The sequence below is a fragment of the Geodermatophilus sp. SYSU D01180 genome, from assembly GCF_054050415.1.
This window is the reverse complement of the sequence record NZ_JBJGZH010000018.1, coordinates 1-12,120: the sequence shown is the minus strand read 5'-3', so window position 1 is coordinate 12,120 and position 12,120 is coordinate 1. Positions and strand designations below refer to the sequence as shown.

The window sequence follows — 12,120 nt, the reverse complement described above, 5'->3', positions numbered from 1 at the left end:
GTGCGGGAGCGCCGCCGGCGCGAGACCCACGACCGCATCGTCGACGCCGCCGCCGAGCTGTTCGCCGAGCGCGGCTTCGACGCGGTGAGCGTCGTGGAGATCGCGCAGCGCGCCGGCGTGGTGGAGAAGACGGTCTTCAACCACTTCCCGGTCAAGGAGGGCCTGGTCCTCGCCGCCGACCCGCCGATGCGCGCCGCGCTGCTCGACGCCGTCGCCACCCGCCCGGCCGGGGAGTCGGTGGCCGCGGCGGCGGGGACGTTCATCGTCCGGGCGATGTCCATGCTCGGCACGCCCGAGGCCGCCGAGGGGGTGGCCGCGATGGCCCAGGTCGTCCGGGGCTCGCGGACGCTGCAGGCCCGCGAGCGGGAGATCCTCGGCGAGCTCACCGCGGCGCTCGCCGCACAGATCCGCGCCGAGACCGGCGCCGGCGACGGCGCGGTCGAGCCCGAGCTCACCGCCGCGGCGGTCACCGCGCTCTACGGGCGGTTGCTGGAGCTCGCCCGCGACCGCGTGCTGGCCGGCGTCACCGGCCCCGAGCTGGCCGAGGAGCTGCGCACCGCCGGCCGCCGCGGGCTGTCGCTGCTGCAGTTCGGCCTCGCCGGCTACGCCAAGCGCCGCTGACCACGTAGTTCCGGAACCGGCCGGCGCCTGCCAGGCTGCGCGCCGTGCGCGCGCTGCGGCGACCGGCCGCCGTCCTGTCCGGGGCGGCCCTCGCCGTCCTCGCCACCTCCGGCTGCAGCCTGCTGGCCGCCGCCGCGGCGCCGGAGGAGGAGCAGCCGGTCGCCGTGAGCAGCCCGGAGCCCGGCCCCTCCGTCCCGCCGCCGCCGGTGCCGGTCGAGGTGGCGGCGGCGGAGCTGGCCGACTCCTCCGGGCCGCTGGACTTCACCGGGTCGGTGCGGGTCACCCGGTCCGCGGTGGCGGTCGGGCTGCCGCCGCTCCCGCCGCCCTTCCCCCACGACTGCGCGCTGCCCGACGACGGCTCGCTGCGCACGCTCGCCGTCGTGGTCGAGTTCGCCAACGACACGTACGCCGAGGCCGGGCTCGCCGCGACCGTCGAGCTCACCGCCGCGGACGGCGGCGCCCCGCGGGCGGGCACCGCGGTGTTCGTCGCGTCGTCGCCGTCGGCCCGCTGGTGCCGGGACGGGGACACCGCGCCCACCCGCGACGGCTTCGGCCTGGCCGCCGGGGCGGGGTCCGGCGCCTCGGCGACCGTCCACGTCGTCGCGCGCGCCGCCGCCCCCACCGGCGACCTGGTGCTGCGGATCTCCGCGCTGCGCAACGAGGCCGGGTCGAACGCCACCGGCCCCTGGGACGAGGTGACCGTGACGGCCGGGGCGTGCGCCGACGACCCGGCCGCGCTGTGCGTGCCGCTGGGCTGAGCGCCCGGCTCAGGCGGGCAGCTGCAGCGCGCGCAGCAGCTGGTCGGCGCGGTCGCCGGGGATCTCCGGATCCTTCGTGAACAGCGCGACGGCGACCATGTACTCGTCGTCGCCGGCCCAGCCGCGGCCCTCCGCGACGATCCGGCGGATCTGCTCGCGCACCTTCGGCTCGCTGCTGTAGCGCCCATAGTCCAGGCCCATGGCGAGGAAGTTGACCACCCGGTAGCCGAGGTCGGCGGCGGTGCTGACGGTGGTGACCGGGTCGGCGTAGCTCGCGACCGCCGTGATCACGTGCTCGTAGCCGGCCTTGAGCAGCTGCAGCGTGAGGTCGTTGCCGCGGACGCCGCCCCACAGCTCGGGCATGAGGATGTCGCGGTCGGGCGCCGGGATGTAGGGCGGGTTGGCGATCGCGGTGGTCACCGGCTCCCCGCCGGCGGCGTCGGCCTGGTCGAAGAAGTCGCCGAGCTCGACGGTGTAGCGGTCGGCGACCCCGCGCTCGGCGATGTTCGCCTGCGCCTTCCGCACCGAGTCCTCGCTGATGTCGTAGCTGCGGATGCGCAGGCCGGGCAGGCCCTGCACGACGTCGGCGATCGCCGAGGCGTCACCGGTGCCCAGCTCGACCAGCGGCGCGGACCCCCACCCCAGCTGCTCGCGGTACTGCTGCAGCAGCATGCAGACCGAGAAGCCGTAGTGCGCCGACTCGTCGGCGGAGCTGAAGCAGCTCACCGGTCACCCCCGGCGGTCCGGGCGGCGCGGGCCGCGGCGAGGGGTGTCGGGAGCGGGGCATCGGCGCGCACGGTGTCCGCCTACCCGCGTCACACGATCGACACTCCTGCGTCCCGCCACCCGGTCGTGTGCGACCGGTCGGGCTCCTACGCGGTCCGCGCCGCGGCGGCGACGGCGAGCAGCTCGCGGGCGTGCGCCTGGCCGGTGTCGCTGTCGGACAGGCCCGACAGCATGCGCGCCAGCTCCCGCACCCGGTCCTCGCCGTCGACGGCCCGGATGTCGGTGGCGGTGACGCCCGCGGCGGTGTCCGGGGACTTGTCCACCACGAGGTGGGTGTCGGCGAAGGCGGCCACCTGCGCGAGGTGGGTGACGACGACGACCTGGTGGTCGCGGGCCAGTCGGGCCAGCCGCCGCCCGATCTCGCCGGCGGCCTGCCCGCCGACGCCCGCGTCGACCTCGTCGAAGACCATCACCGGCACCGGGTCGGCGCCGGCGAAGACCACCTCGATCGCGAGCATCACCCGGGACAGCTCACCGCCGGAGGCGCCGCGGTGCACCGGCCGCGGCGGGGCGCCGGGGTGGGCGGCCATGAGCAGCGCGACCTCGTCGACGCCGTCGGGCCCGGGCTGGTCGGGGTGGCTGTCGATCGAGAAGGAGACCCGCGCGCTCTTCATCGCCAGGCCCGCGAGCTCCCGGCCCACCTCGGCGGCGAACCCGTCGGCGGCGGCGCGGCGGCCGGCCGAGATCCGGGCGGCGAGGTCGTCGACCTCGGCGCGGGCGGTGTCACGGGCGGCCTCCAGCGCCTCGAGGGCCTCGTCGGAGACGTCGAGCGCGTCGAGCTTGGCGCGCGCGTCCTCGGCCCAGCCGAGCACGCCGGCCAGCCCCTCCCCCGGGTCGGCGTACTTGCGCACCAGCGCGGTGATCGCCGCCCGCCGGTCGAGCACCTCGGCCAGCCGGGCGGGGTCGGCGTCGAGGTCGGCGACGTAGCCGGCCAGCTGCACGCTCACGTCGGACACGACCGCGACCGCGTCGGCGAGGTCGCGGGCGAGCAGGACCAGCGCGGGGTCGTCGGTGCCGGCCAGCGCGCGCTCGGCGGTGGCCAGCGCCGCGGTGGCGTCCTGCGGCAGGCCCTCGGCGCCGAGGTCGCCGGTGACGTCGCCGACCAGCGCCATCCGCGCCTCGTCGACCGCGGCGCGCAGCGCGTCGGCGTCGCCCAGCCGCTTGGCCTGCGCGTCGAGCGCCTCGTCCTCGCCCGGCTCGGGCGCCAGCGCCTCGATCTCCTCCAGGCCGTGCCGCAGCACCTCGGCGGCCTGGGCCAGCTCGCGGGCCTGGCCGCGGCGGCGGTCGAGGTCGGCGGCGAGCTCCCGCCACCGGGCGTAGGCGGCGCGGTAGGTCTCCAGCAGCTGCAGGTGCTCGGTGCCGGCGTAGCGGTCGAGGGCGTGCCGCTGCTCGGCCGGGCGGGACAGCCGCAGCTGGTCGCTCTGCCCGTGCACGGCCAGCAGGCCCTCGGCGAGCTCGGAGACCACACCGACCGGCACGCTGCGCCCGCCCAGGTGCGCCCGCGAGCGGCCCTCGGCGTTCACGGTGCGGGCGAGGATCAGGCTGCCGTCGTCGTCGGGCTCGGCGCCGGCGTCGGCGGCCCGCTCCCACACCGGGGAGTCCGGGGGCAGCTCCAGCCGGCCCTCGACGCCGGCCCGCCCGGTGGCGCGCACGCGGCCGGGGTCGGCGCGGCCGCCGAACAGCAGCGTCAGGCCGGTGACGACCATCGTCTTGCCGGCGCCGGTCTCGCCGGTGACCACGGTGAGGCCGCGGCCCAGCTCGAGGGTGACGTCGTCGATCGCGCCCAGCCCGCGGATGCGCAGCTCGGTCAGCCGGCCGAGGCCGTGCGCGCTGCGCGGCGCGGCGCCGTCCCGGCGGGCGGGCGGGCGGGCGCCGTCGGCGTCGGCCGGGACGGCGGCGTCGGCGGCCGGCGCGGTGCGCGCGCGGCCGGCGCGCTCACGCGTCGGGGTCCGCGGTGCCACCGCGCACCTCCTCCCGGACGCCCCCGTCGCCGTTGCCCGGGTAGGACACGACGTCGCGGGCGAGGACGTTGCGCGAGGGCCGCAGCTCGTGGCCGGGGTCGTGCCGGCGAACCTCGCGGAAGCCGCGCACCGGCAGCCCGAACTTGGCGACCAGCCGGTCCCCGAACGTCGTCGTGTGCACCCGCGCGATGCGCACCGGCCGGGCCGCGCGCCGCACGTCGACGCGGCCCCCGTCGGGCACGTCGAGCGCCCGCCGGCCGTCGGCCGAGACGCGGGCGCGGTTGCCGTCGGGCGGGATCGCGACGGAGAGCACGGCGTCGGGCGAGGTGACCAGCGGCCGGGAGAACAGCGCGTGCGCGTTGCTGGGGACCAGCAGCATCGCCTCGACGTCGGGCCACACCACCGGGCCGCCGGCGGAGAACGCGTAGGCGGTGGAGCCGGTGGGGGTGGCGAACAGGACGCCGTCGCAGCCGAAGCTGGTCAGCGGCCGCCCGTCGATGGAGACCACGACGTCGAGCACCCGCGAGCGCTCGGCCTTCTCCACCGACACCTCGTTGAGCCCCCACGTGCCGGCGACGACGTTGCCCGCAGCGTCGAGGACGTCGACCTCGATGGCCAGCCGCTTCTCCACCGAGTACTCGCACTGCTCGATGGCCGTCAGCGTCTCCTCGACCGCCTCGGGCTCGGTCTCGGCGAGGAAGCCGACGCGGCCCAGGTTGACGCCCATGAGCGCGGCGTGGCTGTAGCGGGCGAGCTCCGCGGCGCGCAGGAAGGTGCCGTCGCCGCCGAAGACCATGACGATCTCGGCGCCGCGGGCGGCCTCGGCGTCGGCGGGGACCACCTCGGCGCCCTCGATGCCCAGCGCGTCGGCCTCGTCGTCGAGCACGCGCACGGTGATGCCGGCGCGCGCCAGCCGCGCGGCGGAGCTGCGGGCCAGCTCGGTGATGTCCTGCCGCCCGGTGTGCACGGCCAGCAGCACGTGCCGCCCGCCTCCCGGGCGCCATCCGCCCTGGCCGGCCTCGCTCATCGGTCCTCCTCGATCCGGGCTGCTCTGCCCGTCCGTGCCCTGTGCCGCGGCGTCCGCCGCCGGTCCCCAGCGTCCCCCCGGACGGGCCTCCCCGCCCGGCCGGTCCCCCGCGTCACCGTGGTCCCTCCTCGACGGCGCGGCGCACGTCCTCCTCGGCCGGCGCGCCGGCGTCGCGGCGCAGCCGCAGGAAGAACTCGACGTTGCCGGCCGGGCCGGGCAGCGGGCTGGCGACGACACCGGCGGTGCCCCAGCCCAGCGCGGCCGCGGCCTCGGCGACCTCGAGCACGGCCGCCGCGCGCGCCGCCGGGTCCCGCACCACCCCACCCGCGCCCAGCCGCTCGCGGCCGACCTCGAACTGCGGCTTCACCATCGGCAGCAGGTCGGCGTCGTCGGTGGCGCAGGCGGTGAGCGCGGGCAGCACCAGCCGCAGCGAGATGAACGACAGGTCGGCCACCACCAGGTCGGCCGGGCCGTCGATCTGCTCCGGCGTCAGCGTGCGGACGTTGGTGCGCTCGTGCACCCGCACCCGGTCGTCGGTGCGCAGCGACCAGGCCAGCTCGCCGTAGCCGACGTCGACGGCGACCACCTCGCGGGCGCCCCGGGTCAGCAGCACCTCGGTGAACCCCCCGGTGGAGGCGCCGGCGTCCAGCGCGCGGCGGCCCTCGACCGGCACGGTGAAGGCGTCCAGCGCCCCGATCAGCTTGTGCGCGCCGCGGGAGACCCAGCGGTGCTCGTCGGGGTCGGTGCGGACCACGACGGGCGTGCCCGCCTCCACGCCGGTGGCGGGCTTCGTGGCGGCGCGCCCGGCGACGGCGACCCGCCCCTCGGTGATCAGCTCGACGGCGTGCTCGCGGGAGCGGGCCAGGCCCCGGCGGACCAGCTCGGCGTCGAGTCGGCTGCGGCGCGGCATCAGAGCTGGTCGATCGTGCCGAGCTCGCGCTCGAGGCGGTCGTGCTCGGCCTCGAAGACGGCGACGTGCTCGCCCACCGGGCGCTGCGCCAGGTCGGCGAACCGTGCCCCCGGCTGCTCGGGCGCGGCGGCGCCCGGGCCGGCGGCCGCCGCGTCGACGACCGGCCCCCCGGCGACGGGCCGGGCCGGGACGCCCGCGGGACCGGGCCGCGGCGGGCCCGGGACCGGTCGCGGCCGGGTCGGCTCGGTCATGGCGCTGGCCTCTCGGACGGGATGGGGAACGAGGTCGCCGGACGGCGGGCACGGGGCGGCGCGGTGCGGCGCCCTCGACCCGCGAGGGTACCGGCCGGGGACGACGGCGCGGGCCGCCCGAGGGGGCCGCGGATCCCCCGCGCGGTCCCCCGGCCCCGGGTGCCGGCGCGCCGTCTCACCGCTCCGCCAGGCCCCACGCGGCGAGCACCCGGCGCGCCTCGCCGTCGGCGGCGCGCGCCCGCACCGGAGCGCTCTCGGGCGTCCCCGTCCAGGCGGCGCGGCACAGGGCGCGGAGCCCATCCAGGCCGTCGCCGGTGCCGGTGCCGTCGCCGTCCCCGGCGCGCAGCTCCAGGAGGCCGGCGCCGTCCGCGGTGGCCAGCCAGCCCCCGCAGCGCCACCCGCCGTCCTCGGCGGTGACCGGCGGGTGCGGCACCAGCAGCCCGCCGGCGTCGGCGGCCAGCAGGTCGGGCCGGTGCAGCGGGCCGGCGGCCAGCAGGGTGGCCGGGACGGTGACCCCGCTGAGGACCAGCAGGCTGGCCGCGCCGGCCCGGTGGCTGCCCTCGACGTCGGTGTCCAGCCGGTCGCCGACGACCAGCGGGCGCTCGGCCCCAGTACGGCGGACGCACTCGGCGTGCATGGCGGGGTCCGGCTTGCCGGTGACCAGCGGCTCGCGGCCGGTCACGCCGCGGACCACGCCGACCATCGCCCCGTTGCCGGGCAGCGGGCCCCGCGGCGAGGGGATGGTCGCGTCGGCGTTGGTGGCCACGTGGCGGGCGCCGTTGCGGACGGCGACTACCGCCTCGGCCAGCTGCGCCCAACCCACCTCGCGGCCGTAGCCCTGCACCACCGCGGCCGGCTCGTCCTCGGCGCGCTCCACGACGGTGAGCCCGGCCGCCCGCAGCGCCGCCGCGACACCGGGACCGCCCACGGGCAGCACCCGCGCGCCCGGCCCGAGCATCCCGGCCACCACCGAGGCCGCCGCCTGGGAGCTGGTGATGACCTCGTCCGCGCTCGCCGGCACGCCGAGGTCGGTCAGGTGGCGGGCCACCTCCTCCGGCGGGCGGGCGGCGTTGTTGGTGACGAAGCCCAGCCGCATCCCCCGCTGGCGGGCGGTGATGAGGGCCTGCGGCACGCCGGGCACCGCGTCCGGCCCGACGTAGACGACGCCGTCGAGGTCCAGCAGCGCGACGTCGTGCACCTCGGCCGGCGGCCGGGGGCTGCCGGCCGCGAGAGCCGGCCGCGCGGACGGGTCGCTCACGCCGCTCCCCCTCCCGACGCCCGACGGGCCCGCACGCCGCGCAGGGCTCGGGCGTAGTGCGCCTGGTCCGGGCGCATGGCGACCGCCAGCGCGAGGTGCTCGGCGGCCAGGCCCAGCTCACCGGCCCGGCTGGCGGCCATGCCCAGGCCGAACTGGGCGTAGTCGTCGGTGGGGTTGCCCGCCGCCAGCTCGGCGAAGCTGACGAGGGCGTCGCGGTAGCGCCCGGCGTCGTACTGCGCGCGGGCCAGCGCCTCCAGGATGCTCCGCGAGCCGGGCTCGGCCTCCGCCGCCCGGGCGAGCAGGGTCGCCGCGGCCGCCGGGTCGCCGCCGCTGAGCAGGTCCAGGCCGCGCCGGTACCACTCGTAGACCCCGCCCTCGGGCACTCCCCCGCCCGGGAGGTCGTCCTCCGGTGAGCCTGCTGTCGACACCGCTGTCCTCCCGCTCCTGCCGCTCGCGTGGGCGCCGGCCGGTGCGAGGCCCGGGAGGGACCGGGGACCCGGCTGCCGCGGCAGTGCGCGGCCGGCGGCTCCTACGATCCCGTCGTGCACTCGTCGTCGGCGGGCCCCCTGCCCCACGCTGTGGCGGGACTGGACGTCCGTCCGTTCCGGGCCCTGACCTATCGGCGACACGACCCCGGGCACCTGGCCCGGGTGAGCTCGCCAGCCTACGACCTGGTGACGCCGGACGGCCGCGAGCGGCTGGCCGCCGCCGATCCGCACAACATCGTCCGCCTCATCCTGCCCGGCGGCACGTCCGGACCCGGCACGGCCGGGGCCACCGGCCCCTGCGGCGGCAGCGCCGGCGAGGGCACCGCGGCCCGCGCGGCCCGCACGCTGCGCGAGTGGGAGGACGCCGGGGTGCTGGTCCGGGACGGCGAGCCGGCGCTGTGGCTGTACGAGATGCAGCCCGTCGAGGGCGCGGCCACGGTCGGCTGGCTCGGCGCGGTCGCGGTCGCCGCCGCGGGTGACCGCGCGGTGCTGCCGCACGAGGACACCTTCCCGGCCGCCGTCGAGGGCCGCCGCGCGCTGCTCGCGGCCACGGCCACCGACCTCGAGCCGATCGTCCTGGCCCACGACCCGGAGCCGGAGGTCGCCGCGCTGACGCAGGCGGCGCCGGCCGGCCCGCCCACGATGGACGTCACCGACCCCGACGGTGTCCGGCACCGCCTGTGGCGGGTCGCCGACCGGGAGGTGCTGCGCCGCCTGCCCGAGGCCCTCGCCCGCACCGGCGCGGTCATCGCTGACGGCCACCACCGCTTCGCCGCGGCCCGCGCGCTGCACCGGACCCGTCCCGACGGCGACAGCCGGGTGCTCGCGCTGCTCACGCCGATGGGCGCCGGCGGGCTGCGGGTCGAGGCGATCCACCGCGTCGTGCCCGACCTCTCCCTGGACGCGGCCGCGGCGGCCGCCGCCCGCGGGTTCACCGTCACCGAGGTCCCCGCCGGCCCGGACCCCGACGACGTCGAGGCTGCCGTGCGCCACGCGCACGCCTCCGCCGAGAGCCTGTTCCTGCTCAGTGACGGCCGCCGGCTGCTGCGCCTGTCCGGACCGTCGGCCGAGGTCCGGGCGACCGTGCCCGCCGAGGCGCCGCCGGCCTGGCGCGGACTCGACGTCGTGCTGGCGACGACCGGGCTGATCGGGCACCTGTGGGGCCGGCCCGACGACCCCGGGTCGGTGCTCGTGGCCCACGACGTCCCCGAGGCGCTGGGCCTGGCCGACCGGCGCCACGGCGTGGCGCTGCTGCTGCGGCCGCCCTCCCCCACGGACGTCGCCGCGGTGGCGCGGGCGGGAGCCCGGATGCCGAGGAAGTCGACGCTGTTCGTGCCCAAGCCGCGCACCGGGCTGGTCCTGCGCCCCCACGGCGACTGACCGGCGGCGAGCGCCCGGCGCGCCACCGGTCACGCCGTCCGCCCCGTCCCCCCGGCGCTGGTGCGCGGCACCTTGCGGCCGCGCCGGCAGTTGACCTCGCACACCGACGCCGTGCCGCCCGGCGTCCGCCAGAACCGCCGCTGCAGCGCGCCCTCGACCTCGACGACGTCCCCGGCCTCCCAGGCCGCGACCCGGCGCTGCAGGCCGCGGTCGTAGGTGATGCAGGTCAGCACGTCCACCGACTGCCCGCGGGCCCGTGGCTCAGGCCGGCGCACCACCAGGCGGAAGCTCACCAGGGTGTCCCCGCTGGGGAGGGCCTTGAGCTCCGCGGGGGCCGAGAGCCGCCCGCGCAGCACCACGTCGTTCCGGTCGATGACTGCCACGCTCATGGCGGCAGCCTCACCCGGTCCCGGACCCCCGGGAGGCGCGCCGGTACGCCTGTGGACCGACGGCCGCGGTGTGGACGACCGGGCTCCGATCGTCGGTGGTCAGTGCCCGGGCTCGTCCTCGGCGGGCGGCTCGACCTCGCCGAGCAGCTCGGCCACCTCGCGCTCCACGTCGGCGTCGAAGTCCAGCTCGTCGTCGCCCGCGTCGGCGGCGTCCTCGTCCGCCACCACGGCGTCGTCGTCCGCCACCGCGTCGTCGTCGTCCGCCACCGCGTCGTCGTCGTCCGCCACCACGATGTCGTCGTCCGTGACCGGCTCGACGTCGGGGACCTCCGGCAGCTCCTCCTCGCCGAAGGCGACGTCGTCGTCCTCGGGCTCGGCAGCAGCCACGGCCTCCTGCCAGGCGCCGGCGGCCGGGTCGTCGGCGGCGGTGAGCAGGTCGGCGTAGGCGATGGCCAGCCGGCGGGTGGGCTCGTCGTCCCAGTTCACCCGGTCGGGCTGGGGTCGCCCGCCGAGCGCGCCCTCGAGCACCAGGCGGGCCGCGGGCACCTCGCCGAGGTCCTGGCGGGCGCCCGCCTCGACGAGCTGCAGCTCCACTGTCTCGTCACGGTCGGGCTGCTCGGCCAGCGCCTCGCGGACCAGCCGCAGCGCCACCTCGGGACGTCCCTGCGCCCGCTCGCAGTCGGCCAGCACGGCCCGGTAGCCCTGGTCGCCGCTCATCCGCCGGTAGGCGCGCAGCTCGCGCGAGGCCTCGGCGTAGTCCCCGGCGTGGTAGGCGGCGACCCCGACGGCCTCGCGCACGAGGGCGATCCGGGACGCCCGGTCGCGCGCTGCCCGGGCGTGCGCGAGTGCCTGCTCGGGGTCGTCGTCGACGAGCGCACCGGCGACCACCAGGTGCCGCGCGACGGTCTCCGCGTTGCGGAAGTCGAGGCCCCGGAGGCCGGCCCGGACGGCGGGGTCGAGGTCACGCGGGTCGGCCCAGTCGGGCAGCGGGGGGCCGGCGGGCGCCGGGGGCGTCCGGTCCACGCGGGCCGGCGCGCCGGCGCGGCCGCGACGGTCCTCGCCCGGCCGGCGCTCGCGCCAGTCGCCCCCACCGGTTCGCTCGGGACGTCCCGCGCCCGAGGGGCGACCCGGGCGGCCGGCGGCCTGGTCACGGTCCCGACCGGTCGGGCGCTCACCGCGGTCCGTCGGGCGGCCCGACCGGCGGTCCCCCCAGGACCGGCCGCCGCCCTGGGCGCCGGTGCCGCGGCCGTCCCGGCCACGGTCGCCGCCCGGACGGTCACCGGACGGTCGGCGGTCCCGCCACGAGCCCTCCGGCCGGTCGCCCCCGGTCCGCCGATCGCGCCAGGAGCCCTCGGTGCGGTCGGTCCCGGGACGCCGGTCCTGCCAGGACCGCTGCGGGCGGTCACCGGCGGGACGGCGGTCCTGCCACGGGCGCTCCGTCCGGTCACCACCGGAACGGCGGTCCTGACCGGCCCGCTCGGTGCGATCCGCACCGGGACGGCGGTCCTGCCAGGAGCGCTCGGTCCGGTCACCGGTCGGACGGCGGTCCCGCCACGAGCCCTCGGACCGTCCACCGGCCACCGGACGGCGGTCCTGCCAACCCGCGTCGCCCCGGTCCCCACCGGGACGGCGCTCCTGCTGGGCTCCGGTCCTGCGGCCACCGGCCAGCGGTCGACCGCTGCGCTCACCCGAGGCAGCGCCGTCGCGGCGGCCCTGGGCGCCCTGCCGGCCGGAGCCGGACCCACGCTGACCGGTCGCGCCCCCGCTGGAGGAACCGCCCGCCCGGTCGTCCCGCCGCGGGCGTCCACCGCCGCGCGGGTCCTGGCCGTCGGGCCGGCCACGTCCGGCGGAGCCTCGTCGAGGAGCAGTCATGTCGTCGTCAGTACCTCGGTCGCAAGGGCGGCACTCGTTCGAGCGCCGGAATGGTGTGCCAGACACGCGAAACGGGGGCCGGAGCCAATGGCTCCGACCCCCGTTCCTGAATGGTTGTCCGGCGGCGTCCTACTCTCCCACCCCGTCTCCGGGGCAGTACCATCGGCGCTGAGAGGCTTAGCTTCCGGGTTCGGAATGGATACCGGGCGTTTCCCTCTCGCCATGGCCGCCGTAACGCTGTGAACGTGTTCCCGGCCCGCGCGCCGGCCACCAGGGGGCCGGGCGGCGAGGAGGCTGGGTGCGTTCAGAACCGCACAGTGGACGCGAGACACGAAGAAGTGTGTAGAAGGATGTGTGGTCAAGCCCTCGGCCTGTTAGTACCGGTCAGCTCGCACGCCTTGCGGCGCTTCCACTTCCGG

At 78.4% G+C, this 12,120-nt stretch carries 12 protein-coding genes and 1 rRNA gene; 3 read left to right on the top strand and 10 right to left on the bottom strand.

The genetic code is table 11. The features are described 5' to 3' along the window. Positions 1-621 (top strand): TetR/AcrR family transcriptional regulator, encoded by a 621-nt coding sequence (locus ACI8AA_RS16360; protein ID WP_457045459.1) that lies wholly within the window; start codon positions 1-3, stop codon positions 619-621. Positions 622-665: 44 nt separating this feature from the next. Continuing rightward, positions 666-1,379, top strand: a complete 714-nt coding sequence (locus tag ACI8AA_RS16355; protein WP_457045458.1) for a hypothetical protein — start codon at positions 666-668, stop codon at positions 1,377-1,379. A gap of 9 nt (positions 1,380-1,388) precedes the next feature. Here the strand turns inward: ACI8AA_RS16355 and ACI8AA_RS16350 are convergent, their stop codons facing one another. The 7 genes from ACI8AA_RS16350 to ACI8AA_RS16320 form a co-directional block, all read right to left on the bottom strand. Beyond that, positions 1,389-2,105 (bottom strand): methylase, encoded by a 717-nt coding sequence (locus ACI8AA_RS16350; protein ID WP_457045457.1) that lies wholly within the window; start codon positions 2,103-2,105, stop codon positions 1,389-1,391. Positions 2,106-2,251: 146 nt separating this feature from the next. Next, positions 2,252-4,126 (bottom strand): DNA repair protein RecN, encoded by a 1,875-nt coding sequence (gene recN / locus ACI8AA_RS16345; RefSeq protein ID WP_457045456.1) that lies wholly within the window; start codon positions 4,124-4,126, stop codon positions 2,252-2,254. Beyond that, positions 4,101-5,153, bottom strand: coding sequence for an NAD kinase (locus ACI8AA_RS16340; RefSeq protein ID WP_457045455.1), 1,053 nt, complete (start codon positions 5,151-5,153; stop codon positions 4,101-4,103). Before ACI8AA_RS16340 ends, recN begins: the two co-directional genes overlap by 26 nt. 112 nt (positions 5,154-5,265) lie before the next feature. Next, positions 5,266-6,063: a TlyA family RNA methyltransferase gene (locus ACI8AA_RS16335; RefSeq protein ID WP_457045454.1), complete on the bottom strand. Its 798-nt coding sequence runs from the start codon at positions 6,061-6,063 to the stop codon at positions 5,266-5,268. Further along, positions 6,063-6,314, bottom strand: coding sequence for a hypothetical protein (locus ACI8AA_RS16330; RefSeq protein WP_457045453.1), 252 nt, complete (start codon positions 6,312-6,314; stop codon positions 6,063-6,065). Before ACI8AA_RS16330 ends, ACI8AA_RS16335 begins: the two co-directional genes overlap by 1 nt. A 175-nt stretch (positions 6,315-6,489) precedes the next feature. Next, complete coding sequence (locus ACI8AA_RS16325) at positions 6,490-7,572, bottom strand: HAD-IIA family hydrolase (RefSeq protein ID WP_457045452.1); 1,083 nt, start codon at positions 7,570-7,572, stop codon at positions 6,490-6,492. Then, positions 7,569-8,000 carry a tetratricopeptide repeat protein gene (locus tag ACI8AA_RS16320; protein WP_457045451.1) on the bottom strand — a complete coding sequence of 144 codons (432 nt, stop codon included), beginning with the start codon at positions 7,998-8,000 and terminating at the stop codon, positions 7,569-7,571. The genes ACI8AA_RS16325 and ACI8AA_RS16320 overlap by 4 nt, the downstream gene beginning before the upstream one ends. Positions 8,001-8,114: 114 nt before the next feature. Between ACI8AA_RS16320 and ACI8AA_RS16315 the strand changes: the two genes are divergently transcribed. After that, positions 8,115-9,440, top strand: a complete 1,326-nt coding sequence (locus ACI8AA_RS16315) for a DUF1015 domain-containing protein (RefSeq protein ID WP_457045450.1) — start codon at positions 8,115-8,117, stop codon at positions 9,438-9,440. 29 nt (positions 9,441-9,469) lie between these two features. Here the strand turns inward: ACI8AA_RS16315 and ACI8AA_RS16310 are convergent, their stop codons facing one another. The 3 genes from ACI8AA_RS16310 to rrf form a co-directional block, all read right to left on the bottom strand. Beyond that, the gene (locus tag ACI8AA_RS16310) at positions 9,470-9,829 is read right to left on the bottom strand and encodes a single-stranded DNA-binding protein (RefSeq protein WP_457045449.1); all 360 of its coding nucleotides are present in this window, start codon (positions 9,827-9,829) and stop codon (positions 9,470-9,472) included. 99 nt (positions 9,830-9,928) lie between these two features. Next, complete coding sequence (locus ACI8AA_RS16305) at positions 9,929-10,852, bottom strand: hypothetical protein (protein WP_457045448.1); 924 nt, start codon at positions 10,850-10,852, stop codon at positions 9,929-9,931. 965 nt (positions 10,853-11,817) lie between these two features. Next, a 5S ribosomal RNA gene (rrf, locus tag ACI8AA_RS16300) occupies positions 11,818-11,935 on the bottom strand. Positions 11,936-12,120: the final 185 nt, after the last annotated feature.